22 protein-coding genes and 4 pseudogenes are annotated in these 20,857 nt (G+C 59.7%); 22 read left to right on the plus strand and 4 right to left on the minus strand.

What is annotated here, in order from left to right; translation table 11 throughout:
• Window positions 1-10: 10 nt before the first annotated feature.
• The 15 genes and pseudogenes from fliI (at window position 11) to LPU83_RS75745 (ending at window position 9,792) form a co-directional block, all read left to right on the plus strand.
• Window positions 11-1,402, plus strand: coding sequence for a flagellar protein export ATPase FliI (gene fliI / locus LPU83_RS42170; protein ID WP_024313026.1), 1,392 nt, complete (start codon window positions 11-13; stop codon window positions 1,400-1,402).
• 11 nt (window positions 1,403-1,413) lie between these two features.
• Window positions 1,414-1,965: a hypothetical protein gene (locus LPU83_RS42175; protein WP_024313025.1), complete on the plus strand. Its 552-nt coding sequence runs from the start codon at window positions 1,414-1,416 to the stop codon at window positions 1,963-1,965.
• 173 nt (window positions 1,966-2,138) lie between these two features.
• Window positions 2,139-2,531, plus strand: a complete 393-nt coding sequence (gene flgB / locus LPU83_RS42180) for a flagellar basal body rod protein FlgB (RefSeq protein ID WP_024313024.1) — start codon at window positions 2,139-2,141, stop codon at window positions 2,529-2,531.
• A 4-nt stretch (window positions 2,532-2,535) separates the two neighbouring features.
• Window positions 2,536-2,952 carry a flagellar basal body rod protein FlgC gene (gene flgC, locus LPU83_RS42185; protein WP_024313023.1) on the plus strand — a complete coding sequence of 139 codons (417 nt, stop codon included), beginning with the start codon at window positions 2,536-2,538 and terminating at the stop codon, window positions 2,950-2,952.
• A 2-nt stretch (window positions 2,953-2,954) separates the two neighbouring features.
• On the plus strand, window positions 2,955-3,281 hold the full coding sequence (fliE, locus tag LPU83_RS42190) for a flagellar hook-basal body complex protein FliE (protein WP_024313022.1): 327 nt from the start codon (window positions 2,955-2,957) through the stop codon (window positions 3,279-3,281).
• Window positions 3,282-3,300: 19 nt separating this feature from the next.
• Complete coding sequence (gene flgG, locus LPU83_RS42195; RefSeq protein WP_024313021.1) at window positions 3,301-4,089, plus strand: flagellar basal-body rod protein FlgG; 789 nt, start codon at window positions 3,301-3,303, stop codon at window positions 4,087-4,089.
• A 17-nt stretch (window positions 4,090-4,106) separates the two neighbouring features.
• The gene (gene flgA / locus LPU83_RS42200; RefSeq protein WP_024313020.1) at window positions 4,107-4,592 is read left to right on the plus strand and encodes a flagellar basal body P-ring formation chaperone FlgA; all 486 of its coding nucleotides are present in this window, start codon (window positions 4,107-4,109) and stop codon (window positions 4,590-4,592) included.
• Window positions 4,589-5,710 carry a flagellar basal body P-ring protein FlgI gene (locus LPU83_RS42205; RefSeq protein ID WP_024313019.1) on the plus strand — a complete coding sequence of 374 codons (1,122 nt, stop codon included), beginning with the start codon at window positions 4,589-4,591 and terminating at the stop codon, window positions 5,708-5,710. Before flgA ends, LPU83_RS42205 begins: the two co-directional genes overlap by 4 nt.
• Complete coding sequence (locus LPU83_RS42210; protein ID WP_024313018.1) at window positions 5,707-6,240, plus strand: MotE family protein; 534 nt, start codon at window positions 5,707-5,709, stop codon at window positions 6,238-6,240. Before LPU83_RS42205 ends, LPU83_RS42210 begins: the two co-directional genes overlap by 4 nt.
• Window positions 6,237-6,953 carry a flagellar basal body L-ring protein FlgH gene (gene flgH, locus LPU83_RS42215; RefSeq protein ID WP_024313017.1) on the plus strand — a complete coding sequence of 239 codons (717 nt, stop codon included), beginning with the start codon at window positions 6,237-6,239 and terminating at the stop codon, window positions 6,951-6,953. Before LPU83_RS42210 ends, flgH begins: the two co-directional genes overlap by 4 nt.
• 11 nt (window positions 6,954-6,964) lie before the next feature.
• Entirely contained in the window at window positions 6,965-7,483 is a 519-nt protein-coding gene (locus tag LPU83_RS42220; RefSeq protein ID WP_024313016.1) for a flagellar basal body-associated FliL family protein, read from the plus strand.
• A complete protein-coding gene (fliP, locus tag LPU83_RS42225) occupies window positions 7,480-8,217 on the plus strand; it encodes a flagellar type III secretion system pore protein FliP (protein WP_024313015.1) in 738 nt (245 codons plus the stop codon). Before LPU83_RS42220 ends, fliP begins: the two co-directional genes overlap by 4 nt.
• 106 nt (window positions 8,218-8,323) lie before the next feature.
• Window positions 8,324-8,473 (plus strand): helix-turn-helix domain-containing protein, encoded by a 150-nt coding sequence (locus tag LPU83_RS75740; RefSeq protein ID WP_112334066.1) that lies wholly within the window; start codon window positions 8,324-8,326, stop codon window positions 8,471-8,473.
• Window positions 8,474-8,554: 81 nt separating this feature from the next.
• A pseudogene (locus tag LPU83_RS42235) lies at window positions 8,555-8,848 on the plus strand (helix-turn-helix domain-containing protein); the annotation flags it as partial.
• A gap of 668 nt (window positions 8,849-9,516) precedes the next feature.
• Window positions 9,517-9,792, plus strand: coding sequence for a GNAT family N-acetyltransferase (locus tag LPU83_RS75745; protein ID WP_374046180.1), 276 nt, complete (start codon window positions 9,517-9,519; stop codon window positions 9,790-9,792).
• 33 nt (window positions 9,793-9,825) lie between these two features.
• Here LPU83_RS75745 and LPU83_RS75750 read toward each other — a convergent pair.
• The 4 genes and pseudogenes from LPU83_RS75750 to LPU83_RS42250 all read right to left on the minus strand — a co-directional run.
• Window positions 9,826-10,353 (minus strand): annotated as a pseudogene (locus LPU83_RS75750) (transposase); the annotation flags it as partial.
• Between the two features lie 74 nt (window positions 10,354-10,427).
• Window positions 10,428-10,562: pseudogene (locus LPU83_RS75755) on the minus strand (hypothetical protein); the annotation flags it as partial.
• Window positions 10,563-10,573: 11 nt separating this feature from the next.
• Window positions 10,574-10,684, minus strand: a pseudogene (locus tag LPU83_RS72965) (IS1595 family transposase); the annotation flags it as partial.
• Window positions 10,685-10,747: 63 nt separating this feature from the next.
• The gene (locus LPU83_RS42250) at window positions 10,748-12,673 is read right to left on the minus strand and encodes an O-linked N-acetylglucosamine transferase, SPINDLY family protein (protein ID WP_024313013.1); all 1,926 of its coding nucleotides are present in this window, start codon (window positions 12,671-12,673) and stop codon (window positions 10,748-10,750) included.
• Window positions 12,674-13,026: 353 nt separating this feature from the next.
• Between LPU83_RS42250 and LPU83_RS42255 the strand changes: the two genes are divergently transcribed.
• From LPU83_RS42255 to motC, 7 genes are all read left to right on the plus strand, one after another.
• Window positions 13,027-13,917, plus strand: a complete 891-nt coding sequence (locus LPU83_RS42255) for a flagellin N-terminal helical domain-containing protein (RefSeq protein WP_024313012.1) — start codon at window positions 13,027-13,029, stop codon at window positions 13,915-13,917.
• 277 nt (window positions 13,918-14,194) lie between these two features.
• A complete protein-coding gene (locus tag LPU83_RS42260; RefSeq protein WP_024313011.1) occupies window positions 14,195-15,085 on the plus strand; it encodes a flagellin N-terminal helical domain-containing protein in 891 nt (296 codons plus the stop codon).
• 241 nt (window positions 15,086-15,326) lie between these two features.
• Window positions 15,327-16,235, plus strand: coding sequence for a flagellin N-terminal helical domain-containing protein (locus LPU83_RS42265; RefSeq protein WP_024313010.1), 909 nt, complete (start codon window positions 15,327-15,329; stop codon window positions 16,233-16,235).
• 266 nt (window positions 16,236-16,501) lie between these two features.
• On the plus strand, window positions 16,502-17,467 hold the full coding sequence (locus tag LPU83_RS42270; RefSeq protein ID WP_024313009.1) for a flagellin N-terminal helical domain-containing protein: 966 nt from the start codon (window positions 16,502-16,504) through the stop codon (window positions 17,465-17,467).
• 163 nt (window positions 17,468-17,630) lie between these two features.
• Window positions 17,631-18,266 (plus strand): hypothetical protein, encoded by a 636-nt coding sequence (locus LPU83_RS42275; RefSeq protein WP_024313008.1) that lies wholly within the window; start codon window positions 17,631-17,633, stop codon window positions 18,264-18,266.
• A complete protein-coding gene (locus LPU83_RS42280; RefSeq protein ID WP_024313007.1) occupies window positions 18,263-19,546 on the plus strand; it encodes a MotB family protein in 1,284 nt (427 codons plus the stop codon). Before LPU83_RS42275 ends, LPU83_RS42280 begins: the two co-directional genes overlap by 4 nt.
• Window positions 19,547-19,549: 3 nt before the next feature.
• Window positions 19,550-20,857, plus strand: coding sequence for a chemotaxis protein MotC (gene motC, locus LPU83_RS42285; protein ID WP_024313006.1), 1,308 nt, complete (start codon window positions 19,550-19,552; stop codon window positions 20,855-20,857).

Consider the following 20,857-nt stretch of genomic DNA (forward strand, 5'->3'; position numbering starts at 1 on the left):
GGTCTGACACATGGGCAACACGCCGCTCACCGAAGCCGATCTCTCGCCGAAGCTCGCGCACCTCGCCGGGCTCGTCTCGCGCTATTCTAACCCCGAGTTCCTGGTCGCCCCTGGCGGCCATGTGCAGACGATCGCCGCCGGCCACTACACCGTGACCGGCCTCTCGCGCCATGTGCGGCTCGGCGAATTCGTGGCGCACAAGTCGTCGACCGGCATCCACCTCGGCGAGGTCGTCCGCGTCGAGCCTGAATTGACCTACGTTTGCCCGATCGAGCCGGGCGAGCCGATCGGCATCCATGATACGGTCATTCGCAAGGGTGCCTTTCGCATTTCGCCGTCCGACGACTGGTGCGGACGCACGATCAACTCGCTGTGCGAGCCGATCGATGGCCTGGGTCCCATCGTCGAAGGCCTCGGCCGCCGTTCTATTTCGAATACTGCGCCGCCATCCATGACGCGAAAGCGTGTGGAGAAAGGCTTCAAGACAGGCGTTCGCGCCATCGACATTTTCTCGCCGCTCTGCCTCGGCCAGCGCCTTGGCATTTTCGCCGGCTCAGGCGTCGGCAAATCGACGCTGCTCTCGATGCTGGCGCGCGCCGACGCCTTCGACAAGGTCGTGATCGCACTGGTCGGCGAACGCGGCCGCGAAGTACGCGAATTCATCGAAGATACGCTTGGGGCCAACATGAGGAACGCGATCGCCGTTGTTGCGACGAGTGATGAGAGCCCGATGCTGCGCAAGATGGCTCCGCTGACTGCCGTCACCATCGCCGAGCATTTCCGCGACCAGGGCGACAACGTCCTACTGATCGTCGATAGCGTCACCCGATTTGCCCATGCCATCCGCGAAGTCGCGACCGCATCCGGTGAGCCGCCGATCGCGCGCGGCTATCCCGCTTCCGTTTTCACCGAGCTGCCGCGGCTGCTGGAGCGTGCGGGTCCGGGCCCCGAAGGCACGGGGACGATCACCGCGATCATCTCGATCCTGGTCGATGGCGACAACCACAACGACCCGATCGCCGATTCGACGCGCGGCATTCTGGACGGTCACATCGTCCTGCAGCGTAGTCTCGCGGAGGAGGGACGCTACCCACCGATCGATCCGCTCGCCTCGATCTCGCGCCTGGCGCGCAAGGCCTGGACCCCGGATCAGGAAAAGCTTGTGTCGCGCCTCAAGACGCTCATCCACCGCTTCGAGGAGACACGCGACCTTCGCCTGATCGGCGGTTACCGACCGGGCGCCGACCCTGATCTTGATATGGCGGTCAAGCAGGTACCGATTATTTACGATGTTTTGAAACAGTCGCCGGGCGACGTCGGACCGCAGGATGCCTTTGCCGATCTGGCTGGCGCCCTGAAGGCCGCGGCCGGCATCGGCGGCCAGCCGAATATCCGCAGGTAGAAAGGCGCGAAGTGACCGATTTCGACGACGATGAGAAGATCGCCCCGCTGAAGCCTCTGCGGCGCAAAACCGTCTTTCTCGACCGCGTTCTGACGATCGCCGGCCTTATCCTGGCGGGAGCGTCCGCGTTCTTTCCGTGGTACGTTTTCTTCAACGAAGACAAGTTCGGCATCAATGTTGCACAGGGTGACCGGACGCGCGACCTTCCGGACTGGCCGGCGCGGAACGTCTTCAGCGTCTCGCCCCTTGCGATGGCCAACAAGAACCAACACGAAAAGAAGCCCGAGATCCCGGTCGATCCGCTGACGACGGCGACGGTTACCAATATCGGCAGGGAAGACGACAAGGGCGCGCCGGCTGAAGACCAGCCGTTTCCCGGAAAATCGGGTTTTCGCCTCCTTCACGTCGCAAATGGCCGCGCCCTGATCGAAGACACATCAGGAATGTACGTCGTGCGTGTCGGATCCATCCTGCCGGACGAAAGCCGGCTGGCGACACTGGAGGAGCGCGATGGCAAATGGGTCATCATCACCTCCAAGGGCGATGTCTACCAGCACAATTGAACGCGGGCCGGCCGCGCAGCGAATCAGTCGAAGGCTCCGCCGGATACGGTCGGAGCCTTCTCTGCATTCTGGAGGCAGGACCCGACGACGTCCGGATTTCCGCGCCGCATTCTCCGTAAGTCTGACGCAAGATTACCGCCGTAGGTTCGCCTCAGTAAAAACGGAGAGTTCCCATGCAACCGATTCAACTTTTCGACTTGGCCTCGCGGCAGGCCGAATGGCTGACGATCCGTCAGGAGGTTGTGGCCGGCAACATCGCGAACGCGAACACGCCGAAATACCGCGCCAAGGACATCACGCCCTTCCAGGCCGCCCTCGACAAGTCGGACATTAACATGGCGCGTACCAATGCTGCGCACCTGACCGGCAACGATCTGGGCACGAAGAGTGAGATCGACGTCAAGGATGCGGCTCTCGATCAGGAGATCGGCGTCCAGGAATCCGGCAACACGGTCGGCCTTGCCGAAGAACTTTCCAAGTCCGGTGAAATCAAGCGTCAATACGATTTGAACACCTCGCTGGTGAGCTCGTTCAACCGGATGATGCTGATGACGGTGAAGAGCTAAGATCATGGATCCTCTGTCAGCAGCACTCAAAATCGCGGGATCGGGGCTCGAGGCGCAATCGACGCGCCTGCGCATGGTGTCCGAAAACATTGCCAACGCCCGCTCGACCGGCGACACACCCGGCGCCGATCCCTACCGCCGCAAGACGGTCACCTTCGGGGAAGCCGTGGATCGCGCCAACGGCGTCACCACGGTCAACGTCAAGAAGCTCGGGGAGGATGAATCGAAGTTCATCACCGAATACGACCCCAGCAATCCGGCTGCGGATGAAAAGGGCGTGGTCAAGCTTCCGAACGTCAACATGCTGGTCGAGATGGCCGACATGCGGGAAGCCAACCGCTCCTACGACGCCAACCTGCAGACCATCAAGCAATCCCGCGACCTGATCTCGGCAACGATCGATCTCTTGAAGAGCCAATAATAATGATCAACAACGTCAATAGTGTCAGCTCCCTGTCGATGACCCGCGGCCTCGCCGCCATCGATCAAGACAACTCCACGGCCTCCTCCGCTGCAGAAAGCGCGGCAAATGACGGTGGCTTCGGTGCGGTTCTCAGCAACGTTGCCACCGGCGCCCTGAATACCCTGAAGGATGCGGAAGGCATGTCCTTTGCCGGCATCAAGGGCACAGCCACGACGCGTGAAGTCGTCGATGCCGTCATGCAGGCGCAGCAGACCCTTCAGACCGCAATCGCCATTCGCGACAAGGTCGTTACAGCCTTTCTCGACGTCACCCGGATGCAGATGTAATTGATTTAAGGACAAAGCCATGAGAGCGCTTGCCATTGCTGCAACGGGTATGGACGCCCAGCAGACCAATCTTGAAGTCATCGCCAACAACATCGCGAACATCAACACGACGGGCTACAAGCGCGCTCGTGCTGAATTCACGGATCTGCTGTATCAAACCGAGCGGGCAAAGGGCGTCTCCAACCGCGCGAACCAGTCGATCGTACCGGAAGGTGCAAACATCGGTCTCGGCGTTCAGACGTCGGCAGTCCGCAATCTGCACATTCAAGGCGAGCTCGCGCAAACCGGCAACGACCTCGACGTGGCACTTATCGGCCGCGGCTTCTTCCAGATCCAGGCGCCTGACGGCACGACGCTCTACACCCGCGCCGGCGCCTTCAACAAAAACGAGACCGGCCAGATCGTCACCGTGGACGGCTATCTGGTGGCGCCGAACATCACGATCCCGCAGGGTTCGACGCAGGTGACAATCAGCCGTTCGGGCGAAGTTTCGGCGAAGCTGCCGGGCAACACCGATCCGACCGTGCTCGGCCAGCTACAGATCGCCGACTTCGTCAACGAAGCCGGTCTTCAGCCCCTCGGCGACAACCTGTTTCAGCAGACGCCCGCTTCGGGCGATGCCGTCGTCGGCACCCCCGACGAAGAGGGCTTCGGCTACATGAAGCAGGGTTACCTCGAATCGTCGAACGTCGATCCGGTGAAGGAAATCACCGAGCTGATATCGGCGCAACGCGCCTATGAAATGAATTCCAAGGTCATCACCACCGCCGACGAAATGGCCTCCATCGTCAGCAAGAACCTGAAGTAATCGGGAAGGGCCGAAACATGATGTTTTGCCGGGTCAAAGGTATCCTCGGATGGGGGGCAGCTGCCGCCATTGCGATCACCGCATTTGCCGCGCCGCAGGCAGCAGTCGCTGCCGGCATGGGCTATGCGGTGGTTCCGACAACGACCATCTACCCCGGCGAAACCGTTTCCGGCGGCCAGCTCCAGGAAGTGGAAGTGACCAATCCCAACCTGAGGGGCGATTATGCAAAGTCGATCCGCCAGGTCGAAGGGATGATCTCCAAGCGCACGCTCCTGCCGGGACGCACGATCTCCGTTTCGGCGCTGCGGGAGCCCTTTACCGTGACGCGCGGCTCCTCGATCCGGCTGATCTTCACGCTCGGCGCGATGACGATCTCGGCAGCCGGGTCGCCGCTTGAAGACGGCATGACGGGGCAGCTCGTCCGCGTTCGCAACATGGATTCCGGCGTGATTGTCAGCGGCACCGTGCTCGCCGACGGCACCATACACGTGGCCGCAAAATGAAGATGTTGTTCCGCCTTTTCGTAGCCCTCGCGTTTCTGTCCCCGAACGTTGTCGCCGTCACGCCCGCTGCGGCCATGAACTCGCGCATCAAGGACATTGCCTCCCTGCAGGCGGGACGCGACAACCAGTTGATCGGCTATGGTCTCATCGTCGGCCTCCAGGGCAGCGGCGACGGCTTCCGCGCGTCGCCGTTCACCGAGCAGTCGATGCGCGCGATGCTGCAAAACCTCGGCATCTCCACGCAGGGCGGCCAGTCCAATGCAAAGAACACGGCCGCCGTCATGGTCACGGCCAATCTGCCGCCGTTTGCCAGCCCCGGCAGCCGTATCGATGTCAGCGTCAGTTCGCTGGGTGATGCCACGTCGCTGCGCGGCGGAACGCTGATCATGACGTCGCTGTCGGGCGCCGATGGCCAGATTTACGCAGTCGCACAGGGCTCGGTCGTCGTCTCGGGGTTCAACGCGCAAGGCCAGGCCGCGACCGTGACCGAGGGTGTGACGACGGCCGGACGGGTGCCGGGCGGTGCCATCATCGAACGGGAGCTGCCGTCGCGCTTCAAGGATTCCGTCAATCTCGTTCTGCAGCTGCGAAACCCGGACTTCTCGACGGCCATTCGCATCGCCGATGTCGTCAACGGCTACGCTTCCGCTCGCTTCGGCGGCCCGGTCGCAGAGGCCAAGGATGCGCAGGAGGTCATCGTCCAGAAGCCGAGAACGGCGGACCTCACGCGCCTGATGGCCGATCTGGAGAACCTTGTCGTCGAGACGGATACGCCGGCGAAGGTGGTGGTGAACGAGCGAACCGGAACGATCGTTATCGGTGCCGATGTGCGCGTGTCGCCGGTTGCCGTCAGCTATGGTACTTTGACTGTCCAGGTGACCGAGACACCGCAGATCATTCAGCCCGAGCCATTCTCGCGCGGCGTCACCGCGGTTCAGCCGCAGACCGATATCGCTGCGCAGAAGACGGGCGGCAAAGTGGCGCTGCTGAATGGGCCTGATCTCAGGACACTCGTGGCGGGTCTCAACAATATCGGCGTCAAGCCGGATGGCATCATTGCCATCCTCCAGGGCATCAAATCAGCCGGCGCGCTGCAAGCGGAGCTCGTCCTGCAATGATGAAGAACATGACTGCATCTGACTTGCTTCGGCGACTTGCCCTCCCTGCGATGGCCGTGGGGGCGCTGTCCATCCCCGGCGCCTTTGCGCAGGAGCAGCCGGCGCCGAAGGGTGAAATGACCTCGCAGGAGGAGATCAAGCAGTTCTGCACGAACATTGCCGATCCCGCTCGCGACCAGCGCTATCTCCTGCAGAAGCAGGAACTCGAGAAGCTTCGCACCGACGTCGATTCCCGCATCGCGGAAATGAACAAGCGCAAGGAGGAATATCAGGACTGGCTGAAGCGCCGTGATGATTTCCTCAAACAGGCCGAAGCGGGCCTCACCGATATCTATAAGAAAATGAAGCCGGAAGCGGCCGCATCGCAGCTGCAAGAGGTCAAGATCGAAGTGGCGGCAGCCGTCATCATGCGGCTGAACGCCACGCAATCGAGCCTGATCCTCAACGAGATGGATCCGCAGAAGGCTGCGATCATCGCCAACATCATCGCCAGCGCGTCCGATCCCAATACGTCGAAGGATCCCTCATGAACAAGCGTTTCCCGGTCGCGATTGCAGCCGTCGCCCTGCTTGCAGGCTGCGCATCGCCGCAGGCTGTCAATGAGATCGGTCGCGCCCCGGCCATGAGCCCGATCGGCAGCGGTCTCGCTTACGGCCAAACGCCGCAGATGGCGCTCTATCCGAAGCAGCCGCGCCAGGTCGCACAGGGCTATTCTCTCTGGAGCGACTCGCAGGCCGCCCTCTTCAAGGATGCTCGCGCGCTGAATGTCGGGGACATTTTGACCGTCAATATCCAGATCAACGATAAGGCGAAGTTCGAGAATGACACCAGCCGCAGCCGGACCAACTCGAGCGGCCTCAACTGGGACGTCGACGCCAACGTCATGGGCTGGAATCCGTCGTCGAAGACCGATGTGACCTATGGTTCCGACACCAGCACCGACGGCAAGGGCAAGATCGACCGGTCTGAAACGCTGAAGCTCATGGTCGCGGCCGTCGTCACTGGTATTCTCGAAAACGGCAACCTCGTGATCAGCGGCTCCCAGGAAGTCCGCGTCAACCAGGAGATCCGCATTCTCAATGTCGCCGGTATCGTCCGCCCGCAGGACGTCAACGCCGACAACCAGATTTCCTACGAGAAGATTGCTGAGGCCCGCATCTCCTACGGCGGCCGCGGCCGCCTGATGGAAGTGCAGCAGCCGCCGCGCGGCCAGCAGGCCGTCGATCTCTTCTCGCCGCTCTGAGGCAGAACACCATGGCAGAGACAGAAGCCGCCGAAGGCCAGCCGAAGAAAACATCGGCCGCAATGATGACCATCGCCGGGCTTGCGATCCTGACGCTGCTTGGCGCCGGCGGCGGCTGGGTGGTCGGCGGCCTGGTCGCACCCAAAATCAAGGGTGCTGAACAGGCGGTGCAGGCCAAGGCGGCCAAGGACGAGGCCGCGCAGAAGAAGGAAGGTGAGGCAGGCCTGCCTCACGTTTCGACCGAAGCCAATAATGTCGTTCAGCTCGAGCCGATCACCTCGAACCTCGCCTATCCCTCCGAGAACTGGGTTCGTCTGGAAGTGGCGTTGCTGTTTAACGGCCCGCCCGACGTGAAACTCGCAGAAGATATCCATCAGGATATTCTTGCTTATGTCCGCACGGTTTCGCTGCAGCAGATCGAAGGGCCGCGAGGCTTCGAATATCTTAAGGATGACATCCAGGAGCGTGTTGACCTTCGCGCGCAAGGGCGCGTATCGAAAGTCATGTTCAGGACCTTCGTCGTCGAATGATTCGCTTCCTACTGCTGTTTGCTGCCATGATGGCGGCACCGGAGCTGGCGCATGCGCAGCAGCTCCCGACAAACCTGTTGAACTTGCCGGTCGACGGTTCGGTCGCGGCATGGATCATCAGAACGTTCGGCCTGTTGACCGTTCTTTCGGTCGCGCCGGGCATCCTGATCATGGTGACGAGCTTCCCGCGCTTCATCATCGCGTTCTCGATCCTTCGGTCGGGCATGGGCTTGTCCTCCACCCCCTCGAATATGATCCTGCTGTCGCTCGCGCTGTTCATGACCTTCTACGTCATGCAACCGACCTTCGATCAGGCATGGCAGACCGGGGTTCAGCCGCTCCTATCGAACCAGATCGACGAGCAGCAGGCAGTGGCACACATCGCCGAGCCCTTTCGGACGTTCATGGTGAGCAACACGCGTGACAAGGACCTGGCGCTTTTCGTGGATCTGGCGAGGGAGCGGGGCCAGAGCGTCCAGACCGAAGAAAAGATCGATTACCGCGTCCTCATTCCCGCTTTCATGATCTCGGAGATCCGGCGCGGCTTCGAGATCGGTTTCCTGATCGTTCTTCCCTTCCTCGTCATCGACCTGATCGTCGCCACCATTACCATGGCGATGGGCATGATGATGCTGCCGCCGACATCGATTTCCTTGCCGTTCAAGATACTCTTCTTCGTGCTGATCGACGGCTGGAACCTTTTGGTCGGAAGTCTCGTCCGTTCCTTCCACTGAACACGTTTCGAGGCGCCGCGCCTGCATCCCGTCTAGGCACGAGATGAAAGCCCGCGACTTTTGAACTGACCCCCGAAAGTTGGACAACAACCTTCGGGGGGTTTGCATGTCCAAGCACAGCGAAGCTTTTAAGCGATCTGTTGTGGAGTTTTATCAGACGGGTGAGCGAGGCGCTCGTGAAGTAGGCCGGCATTTCGGCGTAGATCATGCCACGGTTCGCAAATGGGCGGCGAGTTACGCGGCGCACGGACCTTGAGGTCTGGCGAAGAAATCCAGCCGCTACGATACAGCTTTCAAGCTGTCGGTTCTAAAGCGGACGTAGGAGGATGGTCGCTCCTACCGTCAGACGGCGGCGTTGTTCGACATCCGCAATAAGAGTTGCCTGGCGGATTGGGAGCGGCGCTACAATACTGGCGGTATTGATGCCTTGAGCCCGCGTCGCAAAGGAAGGCCCCGATTGATGCCCAAGCCGCAAAAACAACCGGACGCTTCACGCAGCGATGATAAAAAGAGCCGTGAGGAGTTGCTGGCGGAGCTGAACTCTCTGCGGATGGAGAACGCCTTCCTAAAACTCGATGCCTTAACGCTGGAGCAAGCAGCGCTCAAAAAGCGCAAGTCATCCAAGCGTTAAGGCCATTATATCCCATTGACAGCTTGCTGAAGCTTTCGGGCCTTTCCCGCAGCACGTTTTATTAATGGCTTATCCCGTTCGCGCAGGTATGCACTGTGCATAGTGCAGGATTGAAAACGGAAGCAGCCGAAATTACGGAGTTGCTCGGTCGCGACGCGAGACACCAAGGGTACGATCAAGTCAGATTCGCAAAGCGTTGTCTCGTCGGGGCAGTATGGCGTTCGCTTGATCCACAGATGCTTCACGGAGTGATGGTGCAAAGGCTGTCAGCGCCTTTTAGAGCCTGTCAAAGGACGCATGCCCAAAGAACTGACCTTCTCTCTGATCCGGTCGCGTACTCATCTCCTGGAATTGCCATCGTGTATCGGGGCTTGCCTATTCACAGCCGCTCTCGCAAAATTATGGCGTCGAGTTGAGTGGCAGCTTTGAAACCAAGGACATACGGTGACCGAATACAAACTCCGTCGTCTTCGCGGCGATGACGCATCATTTTTCAGAGAGATTCGCCTAGAGGCCCTTGTCAGCCATCCCGAGGCATTTGGCGCTTCATGGGAAGACGAGCAGAACAAGTCTTTAGAAAGCATCGCTGACAGATTGGAGAGAGGTTATGTCCTCGGAGGAATATCCGACGGAGGGGTGCTAACCGGAGTCTCTCAAAATCTACTTCAATCAAAACTCAGCATATTGGATCGATTTGGGGAATGTATGTCCGCCCGGTGGCACGAGGGTCTGGACTTTCACGAAAACTGCTTGCCACGATCATTGAAGAAGTTGGAACGACGCTACGTTCGCTTCGCCTATGTGTCGTTTCTTCCAACCAAGCAGCTATCCGGCTCTATAAATCGATGGGCTTCGAGGAATGGGCTGTCGAGGTCGAAGCTTTGAAAGTCGATGACGGATACCACGATGAGCTTTTGATGCGGCTGGAAATCGGTCCCAGGTAGACGACTGCGATCACATGTTGGACAGCAATGGGTTCACGGGCTTACCCTACTTCGGGTTCCGGTGATCTTCGAACCGATAGGGACATGACGGAGGTATCCGTTGGCAATGTCTTCGGAAACCAAGCCTGGCGGGTGCGCGTATCGACGAGTGTTTCTCTCTTCGCCTGCCCGCCGTGGGGGAAGCGCGGAACGCCTCGGTTTCTTTCGATGGTATCGCCACCTCTTCTCGTGCCGTCTGACCTCGTCCAGCGCCCGGAAGATGTCGCAGCCGTTCTCCACGGCGTAGTTCTTGGCGCGGTCGGGTCTCTCCGGTCGAACCATGTCGAGAATTTGGTCCTCGTGTGTCGCCGTCCACCGCGTGTCGCCCACGATGTCGCGCCAGGTCGTTCGGCCGATCCGCTGCCCGAGGCCCAGGATGGTGTCAACGTTGGTCTGGAAGTGCCGCCTCTGGTTCCAGCGGAAGACGAACTCGTTAGCATAGTTGTCGACATGCTTGTCGCTGACACCGTGGTATGTCCCGTAGCTCCACCCTTGAAGTTCGAGAACAGCACTTCGTGCGCGGGAGGCGCATCCACTGCGCTCAGGTTGATGGCTTGGTGTCCGCGATCCGGCAAGCGCCTGTACGCGGTGTTTCCGTCCGTAACGAGCAGGCTCCCGACGGCGGTGTTATCTCGGATGAAGGCGTGCAGGCTCTCGCGGTTGATGTTGACGATGCGCTGCAGGCGGCACCGCGCCAGGTAGCCAGCCTGCACCTCGACGGCACCGATCATGAAGATCTTGGAAGGGCAGACATCCCGTTGGAATGGGTGGCGAGAAGGTACGCCGCGAGGAACCACGTTCGGAGAGGAAGATGCGTTCCATGCATCACCGTGGCCGCGATCAGCGATGTCTGGTGCCGATACTCGGTGGCAGTTCGCGTCCCGCCGGCGGGCTCTTTACCGTGCGAATTTGCTTTTTAGTCGAAGCTGAAGAACGGCGTTGTACGGGGTGGCAGCGCCGGAACGTCGATGTGGTCCGGTTCCAGCCCCATCTTCGCGCGGTCCACCATGATTTCGTAGGCCCTTTCGAGGTGCAGCGTGAAGCGCTCGGCATCGAAGAGGGGCATGATGCCGGCGTTCCGTCTGATGCGCTGCTTGTATTCAGCAATGCGCTCGGGACTGTTCGCAAGCGCGACCGCCGTGTCCTCGTAGGCCTTGATGTCGGCGGCCACCAGTTCCGGCAAGCCTATAGCGTTGAGCAGACTTTCGCTGACGCGAGAGGCAAAATTGGTGCCCTGGACGGTCAGAACCGGCAGGCCGCCCCAGAGCTGCTCGGAGGTCGTTGTGTGCCCGTTGACCGGAAACGTGTCGATGCCAAGATCGGCCATCTGTTGGCGATCGATGTGCTCTTCGTAGGACACGCGTGGGCAGAAGATCACTCGATCTGAATCGATCCCCCTCTTGTTGATGTAGTTGAGCAAGTTGGTCTGGGTGTGGGGCGACGAAAGCATCAGCCAAAGCACGCCGTTTTGCGCGCGCTTGAGGATGTTGCACCAGACGTCCAGTATCTCTGTGTTGATTTTGCGGTTCGCATTGAACGAGGCAAAGACGAACGCCTCCTCCGGCAATCCAACCTGCGTGCGGGTCGTCGGCGTCGGCTTCGGACGATTTGCGGGGTCGTTGGGTTGGTAGCTCTCCGGCATGCGCACCAGCTTCTCGTGGTAGTGTGCTTCGCTGCTCTTCGGCAGCACGAACCGATCGCCGATGGCGTAATCAAGGTCGACGTCGGTCACGCTGCCGGGGAAACCAAGCCAGGCTGCCTGCAGCGGAGCGCCGCCATAGTTCAGTATTCTGGATCGACCGCCGAATGTGTGTCCCTTTAGGTCGACCAGGATGTCGATCTGCCGCTCCCGGACTGCGTTCGCGGCTTCCTCGTCGGTCATGTCTCGAACGATGCACACGTCGCCCCATTGCGAGCGATCGACAGTGCCGGCCTCATGTTCCAGGTACTTCTCCTCGGTATGGCAGAAGAGCGTTATTTCGAATTTGTCGCGGTCGTGCAGCTCCAGAATACGGCGCAGCAGCTTCATGGTTGCGTGTCCGGCCCAGAAATCGGACGAAAGATATCCGATACGGATCTTCTTGCTCCAGGCGTGGGGAACGGCTCTTCGTCGGGCTGCTGCTTCCTTCAATGGAAGAGACGGATTGTGAGAAGCACGCGCATTGAGCGCTTCGTCGCTGCACCAGTGAAGGTTGTAGAAGGGATTGTCGCGCTCCAGGACGCTGAGGTCGCCTTTGTCGAGCATCCGTTGTACCGGCAGAAACTCCCTGGCGACGAGGTCGAAGTCGCAGACCTCGCGCGCGAAGACCAGCTTGAGGAGCCGGAGCGGCATGATGTCGGGAAATTTCTTGAAGAGATTGTGGACAAGCGTCGCGTTCGTCGCGTCCAGAATGTCGTCACTGAGGAGTTGCACCGCAAGGCGGGCATGGTCGGGATTGCTGCTCTCGGAAATCACCTTGCGGTAAGGGCTCACGAGATCCTTCCGGCCTTGCCTGATGTGGATAGAGGCCAGAACGTAGGCAAGATCGGCGTCCGAGCGGGCAAGTGTCATGACGCGCAAGGCCTGGAGCAAGGCTTGCTCTTCGTCGCCGCAGGCAAAATACAGAAGCGCGGCTTCGCGCGTGTAGGTCGACTCCTTGTTGCTGTCGCGTTCGCCGGCAAGCGCATACGCGCTTGCCGCTTCCGATTTGAAGCCCAACTTGAGAAGGTTTTTGGCCAGGAGAACGTAGGTCTTGACGTCTTGCTGCGTGTCGATGAGTTTGTTCAGGACTTCAAGCGACTTGAGATATTGCCCCTTTTGATAGTCCTTCGATGCCGCCGCAAACGAAATATTGGTATTCAAGAGCCCACTCCATCCGGAACTTCTTCAACGAGCGTCGTGGCCAATCGTGCGCTGGCCTACACGGCGCCCCAGTTTGCACCATCTAGGCACGCCAAGCTTGCTCGAAGCCGGTGTGCGCTCCTGCGACAAGGCGTTCGAAGAATGTTTGGAGACTGTTAACCACCGGCTCCATGCGACGCCGTTTCCCCAGCCGTTTTAATGAGTTGGCAATGAATGGGTGCGAGATTGCCTCTCGACATGACGGGTTTGGTTGCTCAAGAGAACGGCGCCGAGTGGCATGAAGCTGGTCCGTCATCGCCGGTATTGAAGTCCGGTATGTCCTCCTTTGGTATTTTGTTTTTGGGGACAGACTTATGACAAGCATTAACACCAACAATTCCGCAATGGCGGCACTCCAGACGCTGCGTAACGTCAACAAGGGCTTGAGTGACACGCAGAATGCCGTTTCGTCTGGCCTGCGCGTCGGCAAGGCTTCCGACAACGCCGCCTACTGGTCGATCGCAACGACGATGAAGTCCGACAACAAGGCGCTTTCGGCTGTGTCCGACGCCCTCGGCATGGGTGCTGCCAAGCTCGACACGGCCTACACCGCTGTCGACAGCGCAATCGACGTCGTCGGCGAAATCAAGGCAAAGCTGGTTGCAGCCAGCGAAGCCGGCGTCGACAAGACCAAGCTTCAGGACGAAATCACGCAGCTGCAGTCGCAGCTCTACAGCGTCGCTCAGTCCGCTTCGTTCAACGGCGAAAACTGGGTCAACAACGCCGGCGGCACGGTCAGCGTCGTTTCGTCCTTCGTCCGCGGCACCGGCGGCGCAGTCTCCATCAAGACCACCGACTACACCCTCGGCGCCACCAACACGCTGTTCGACGGCTCCACGACAGGCGGCATCCTCGGTGCTAACGGTGCGAGCTCGGGCAGCTCCATCTACGGCTTCACGATCGGCTCGAGCACGACCCAGGGCGACATCGACAACCTGCTGACGGACGTCGAGAGCGCTCTGAAGAACATGACGACCCTCGGTTCGCAGCTCGGTTCGCTCCAGACCCGCGTCGACATCCAGACCGACTTTGTCTCCTCGCTCAGCGACTCGATCGACTCCGGTATCGGCCGCCTCGTCGACGCCGACATGGAGGAAGAGTCCTCCAAGCTCAGCGCCCTGCAGACCCAGCAGCAGCTGGCGATCCAGTCGCTGTCGATCGCGAACTCTTCTTCGCAGAACATCCTCTCGCTGTTCCGCGGCTGATAGCCGTCACCAGCCATCTGAGAAGCGATTTACGGCCGGGTTTTCCCGGCCGTAAATGTTTTAATCGCAAGTTAATAAGGCGAGCTAACAGAAGGATATTTTTAACTATTTTTCTTTTTAGAGTTCAGGGTTTCTTAACCATGATGCTGTCTTATGTGCCTATCGAAACGGCGAGTTGATTGAGCACAGAAAAATCGGTCAACAGGCATGACGCTGACCGCCGTTCCCGGTAGTCCGGAATGTCCCTTCCTACACATTCTGCCAAAGGGGCAATTAAATGACCAGCATTCTGACCAACAACTCCGCAATGGCAGCTCTCCAGACGCTGCGTAACGTCAACAGCAATCTGTCGGATACGCAGAACGCCGTTTCGTCTGGTCTGCGCGTCGGCAAGGCTTCCGACAACGCTGCTTACTGGTCGATCGCCACCACGATGAAGTCGGACAACAAGGCGCTTTCGGCCGTTTCCGACGCCCTCGGCATGGGCGCCGCCAAGCTCGACACGGCTTACACGGCCGTCGATAGCGCCATCGACATCGTCGGCGACATCAAGGCAAAGCTCGTTGCAGCCAGCGAAGCTGGCGTCGACAAGTCGAAGCTGCAGGACGAAATCACGCAGCTGCAGGCACAGCTTTACAGCGTTGCTCAGTCCGCTTCGTTCAACGGCGAAAACTGGGTCAACAACGTCGGCGGCACTGTCAGCGTCGTTTCGTCCTTCGTCCGCGGCACCGGCGGTGTGGTCTCCATTAAGACCACCGACTATTCGCTCGGCGCCACCAACACGCTGTTCGACGGCTCCACGACAGGCGGCATCCTCGGCGCTAACGGCGCCAGCTCGGGCAGCTCCATCTACGGCTTCACGATCGGCTCCAGCACGACCCAGGGCGACGTCGACAACCTACTGACGGACGTCGAAACCGCTCTGACGAGCATGACGACCCTCGGCTCGCAGCTCGGCTCGCTCCAGCAGCGCGTCGACATCCAGAGCGACTTCGTCACTTCGCTCAGCGACTCGATCGACTCCGGTATCGGCCGTCTCGTCGACGCCGACATGGAAGAAGAGTCCTCCAAGCTCAGCGCCCTGCAGACCCAGCAGCAGCTGGCGATCCAGTCGCTGTCGATCGCAAACTCCTCGTCGCAGAACATCCTCTCGCTGTTCCGCAGCTAATAGCAGGAGCGCCTCCGGGCGTCTCGAACAGAAAGATCGCCAATGGAAAGCCGCGCTTCCGAGCGCGGCTTTTTTAATGCCTGTTAACTCCGCGTTAACCAAATTCATGTCTTCTGCCGTCAACGAAACGGTATGTTAACCAAGCTTAAGAAGCGGTTAGCGGGCATGATGCTGATTGCCGTTCCCGGTGGTGGACCGGAATGTCCCTTTTCAAGATTTGCCATCAAGGGGCGATAATTTCATGACCAGCATTTTGACGAACGTCGCGGCAATGTCCGCCCTCCAGACCCTCCGCAGCATCAATGGCAATCTGGAAGACACCCAGAACCGTGTCTCGTCCGGTTACCGTGTTGCCGAAGCCAAGGACAATGCTGCCTATTGGTCGATTGCGACGACCATGCGTTCGGACAACAAGGCTCTTTCGGCTGTCTCCGACGCGCTCGGTCTGGGTGCGGCAAAGGTCGATACCGCCTATTCGGCCATGGACAGCGCCATCGATATCGTCAGCGAGATCAAGGCAAAGATCGTGGCCGCGACGGAAAAAGGCGTGGACAAGACCAAGATTCAGGACGAAATTGGACAGCTTCAGCAGCAGTTGTTGAGCGTAGCTCAGTCCGCTTCCTTTTCCGGCGAGAACTGGGTGGCAGGCAATTCCACTAAAAGCGTCGTCTCCTCGTTCGTGCGCGATGCGAACGGCCAGGTTTCCGTTCAGACGACACAGTATGTGCTTGATGACTCCACGAGCGGCAACGTTCTGTTCGGTATGACGACCACGGGAGCGATCGATACATCGACGGGTATCATAGGGACGTCGAGCGGCAGCGTCGGCTCGATCTACAGCATGGACATCACCAGCTTCAGCTCCAGCGACATCGACCTTGCGCTGACGACCGTCGAATCAGGCCTCAGTGCCCTGACAAAGGCGGCCTCGCAGCTCGGCTCGATCTCAACCCGCATCGACCTGCAGGAAAGCTTCGTTTCCAACCTCAGCGATTCGATCGACTCGGGTGTCGGGCGCCTTGTTGACGCTGACATGGAAGAGGAATCGAGCAAACTAACGGCCTTGCAGACGCAACAACAGCTGGCAATCCAATCGCTGTCGATCGCGAATTCCAGCGCGCAGAACGTTCTCACGCTCTTCAAGAACTAAGCCGCCCAGCAGCATCCGAAGGAGATGGAAAGCCGTGTCTTTGACGCGGCTTTCTCTTTGTTTTTGAAGCGATAATCAAGATTGCGCGAGGCTTGCGACACTGAAGCCATGGCACTTGCGCCCGTCGAAGGCCTTGGTTAACTTCCCTTAACAGTTGATTTGTTTTTAGCGACAAACCGGGCCTGGGGGACCAGCCGGGGGCATGACGCCAGGTCAGTCGCTGCCGGTTGCCGGCCTGTCCCGTTTCCCTACTCAGAGCCAGAAAAATGACATACAAAATTACCAGCTCGGCACAGGTAAACGCCCTCGCGGCGCTGCGCATCATCAACAAGGACGTCGCAACGGTTCAACAGCAGGTTTCGTCAGGCTATCGTGTCGAAACGGCTGCCGACGATGCGACCTACTGGTCCTATGCAAGTGTCATGCGCTCGGACAGCAGCTCTTTGCAAAACATTCACGACGCGCTTGGCGTCGGCGCATCGAAGGTCGATACCGCCTATACGTCGATGGAAAGCCTGATCGACCAACTCGGCGAGATCCGCAAGACCCTCGTGACGGCGCAGGAAGCCGGGGTCGACAAGACGAAGCTCAACACCACGCTCACCGAGCTGAAGGGGCAACTGCAGACGACCGTCCAGGCGACGAACTTTGCCGGCGAGAATTGGCTGCTTAACCGCGACACGACGCTTCCGACATCGCGCTCCGTGATCGGCGGTTTCGCGCGCGGTACGAACGGCGAATACCAAGCGCAAACAATTGATTTCCCGGCCGACCAGACCGTCATGATCGACACGACGGACGCCAATCGCGGACTTCTCACCAAGACCGTCGACGCGAATGCGCTTAATGCGGACGGCACCTCGACGGCACGCGACTACTATCTGCTCAACGCCGGATCGACTTCGCCCGCCAGCGGGACGGAGATAAAGCTCGACAGCAACACGACCCCCGCGCAGTTGAAGGACATGCTGGCAGTGGTCGATTCCGTATTGTCGCAGCTGACGACGACGGCGGCCGGCCTCGGCACGATGAGCGCGCGCATCAGCGATCGCGTTGCCTACACCGCGGATATGTCTGACTTGATCGACAAGGGTGTCGGCGCGCTCGTTGACACCGACATGGACGAAGCGTCGACCCTCCAGAAGGCGTTGCAGACGCAACAGCAGATGGGTGTTCAGGCGATCTCTATCCTGAACACGGCTGCCAGCAAAGTGCTGATCCTGCTGCAATAGTGGCCGGGCCGTTGGGCTTTCTCGGCTTTGCCCTTCATCCTCGCGCAAGTTTGACACCATAGTTTCGGTACAAAGGCGCAGTGCGGAAACCGTGCCTGATGAGTTGTCAGTTCATGATGGGGCGCGAGATGTCGCAGTCTTCTGCAGCGAGAGGGTGGATTCGGTGAGCGCGCTGCTTTCTCGGTACCTCAAGGATTTTGGTGAGCCGGCCGTGGTTGCTCCCGTCGCGGAAGCCGACGATCTTGCGAATGATTTCGGCGGCTTTGCGGACATCGCATCCGAACCGGCCCTGGATCTGGAAGCCGAGCGCCACAGCGCTCATGCCCGAGGCTATGCCGAGGCAACCGCTGCACTGACCGAGAAGTATAATTTGGAAACGCAAACGGTCGCGCTCGTTCATCAGCGCGAAGTGGAAGAGCTCCGCGACCGATACGAGGTTGAGGCCGCAGAGCTAATTGCCTCCCGGCTTGACGTGATGGCGGGTGAGATTGCCGAGCTTGTCAGCGCGACGGTCGCAAAGGCGCTGGCGCCTGTTATGACCGATGTTCTGTCGCAGAACGCTGCCGTCGATCTTGCCGGCATCCTTCGCGAGGCGGTCCTGGAGGGAGATGTCGGTACCGTGACGGTCAAAGGGCCGGCACGCCTTTTCGATGTGCTGAAGAACACACTTGGCGAAAAGGCTGGTCTTCTGCGCCATCATGAAACGGGCGATGTCGACCTGACCGTCGAATTTGGCGACGCTGTCCTGGTCACGCGGATGTCGGCCTGGGCGACGAGCTTGAAGAAAGTTCTGGAATGAGTGAGAGCGAAAACCACCATCACGGCAAGAACGAGATCATCATCGTCAAGCGACATGGCGGCGGGGATCACGACGGGGCTCATGGTGGCGCCTGGAAGATCGCCTATGCCGACTTCATGACGGCCATGATGGCGTTCTTTCTCGTCATGTGGTTGGTCAACGCTGCGAACGAGGAAACCAAGGCCTCGGTTGCGACCTATTTCAATCCGATCAAGCTCGCCGACGAGAAGCCCACGGAAAAAGGCTTGAAGAAGCCCGTCGATCAGGCGGATGGCGACCAGAAACAGGACAAGTCGAAGGAAAAAGAGGACGAGCCCACCAAGGGCGCATCGGCCGCAAACGGCGATGACCAGACCTCGACATCCGGCGACCAGGCCGACTTCTTCGAGAATCCTTATTCGGTCCTGGCGGAGATTGCGCAGGAAGTCGGCCAGCAGGCAAACATCAGCGCCAAGGGCGAGGGCGGCGCCAGCGATTCCGGTCCGGCAACCGGCGCTGACGGCGGTCAGGCCTATCGCGACCCCTTCGATCCGGATTTCTGGACGAAGCAGGTCGAAGTGACGCACGCCGACAAGACACAGCCGGCATCGAGCGCCGCGCCCGCCGGTGGTGCGGCAGACGCGACCGAAGTTGCCAAGGCGCAATCCGAGAACGCGGCGGATCTGACAAAGGCCGAGGACGCCGGCAAGGGTCATGACGAGCAGGCCCGGGAAACGGCAGAGAGCAAACCGCAACACGATGCAGCACCCGTGGAAACGGCTGCCAGAAATGCCGAGGGCAAGGAAAAGCCGAAGACCGAGGCGCAAAAGGCCGCCGAGCAGAAACGGGCCGAGGACCTGCAAAAGGAAATCGCCCAGCAGATCCGCGGCGTTGCCGGCAAGCTCGCCGAAGGTCTCACGGTGACACCGACAGAAGGCGGCCTTTTGGTCAGCATTTCCGACCAGGGCGATGATTCCATGTTCAACATCGGATCGGCCGTTCCGCGCAAGGAAATGGTGCTGGCGATGGAAAAGATCGGTGAGATCCTGAAGGGCAAACCAGGCGCCGTTGTCATTCGCGGCCACACGGACGGCCGTCAGTATAAGGGCGAGAACGAGAACTGGCGCTTGTCGATGGATCGCGCCCAGGCTGCCTACTACATGATCGTTCGCGGCGGGCTCGACGAAAAGCGGGTCTCGCAAGTCTCGGGCTTTGCTGACCGCAAATTGAAGGATCAGGCGGATCCCTTCAACGCGACCAACAGGCGTATCGAAATATTGCTGCAGACGGATCAGGGATAATCCATGATCCGTCTCCATCAACGTCTTCTGCTTCTGCTTCTCGGCCTCGCGGGGAGCCCTGCTGCCGTCGCCTATGCGGAAGATCAGGAGGACATTGCACCCTACAAAATGCTGCGGTCGCTGCAGTTCGTGCAGGATTCCGTCGTGCTTGGCGATCATTCTGCCGCCGAGATGCAGCGCTTCATGCTTGGCACGATCGATCAGCGCCTGCGCACCATCGATCCGTCGGTTTTCGATGATGACCGCAACGTCGATGCGGCGCTGATCTACGCGATGAGCGGCGGCAATCCGGAGACCCTCGAATACCTCGTCGCCCGCGATGTAAACGGTCACTTCGACAATCGCATCAGCGATGTGTTGCGAAAATATTTGAGCGGCAAGGGATTGCTTGTCGCCAAGAGCCTTGTCGAGACTGCGAACGAATACAAGGATAAGAAAATCGGCCCCTATCTTGCGCTGGTCGGCGGCAATGTCACTCTCGCCAAGAGCCCAATGGAGGCGCTGAAACTGTATGACCAGGCGCGTCTCAATGCGCCGGGCACGATCGTCGAGGAGGCGGCGCTGCGACGCTCCGTGTCGATCTGCGTCGAAGCCGGGATGGTGGACAAGGGGCTCGATTATTCGCAGCGCTATATGCGCCGCTTCCTGCATTCGCCTTATGCGAGCCAGTTCGCGGATCTTTTCGTCAAGCTGCTGGTCAATCATGACCACGAGGTGGAGCCGGACGACGTTGTTGGCATTCTCTCCTTCATGGATGAGGCCAGGCAGCGGGAAGTCTATCTCCGCATCGCTCGCGCAGCCGCGATCGCCGGCAAGGGTGATCTCGCACGGATGGCAGCAGCGCGCGCCCAGACGCTTGCGGGCGATTCCGACAACGCCTTTGGAGCGCTGGCCGATTTCTACGGCGGTATGGCGGCGATCCCGACCGACAAGATCGATACGGCCGCGAAGAACATCGCATCGATCCCCGACGAGGAGCTGTCGCCGCGCGACCAGGCTCTTAGGGCGGCGGCAAAAGCCATTGCAGAACAAGTGCTTCGTCCGCCGGACCCGGCAAGCCTGACGCAAGCGACCACCCCTAAATCGTATAGCCAAGAAATTACTTCTGAACAGGCAGCAGCCTCACCAGAGGCCGAGCAGGGGGAAATACCCAACCTGGCTCAAGGTCCTGTTGTGGGAGAAGCGGCAGGGACGCCGCCATCCAATGTTGGGGGACAGCAGGACGCCGACCCGTCATTCAGCGCATTCGTGACGTCAAGCCGATCGCAGCTGGATGAGATCGACGGCCTCTTGAACAAAGAAAGCAATTGA

It is taken from the genome of Rhizobium favelukesii (genome assembly GCF_000577275.2).
In the GTDB taxonomy this organism is placed as follows: domain Bacteria; phylum Pseudomonadota; class Alphaproteobacteria; order Rhizobiales; family Rhizobiaceae; genus Rhizobium; species Rhizobium favelukesii.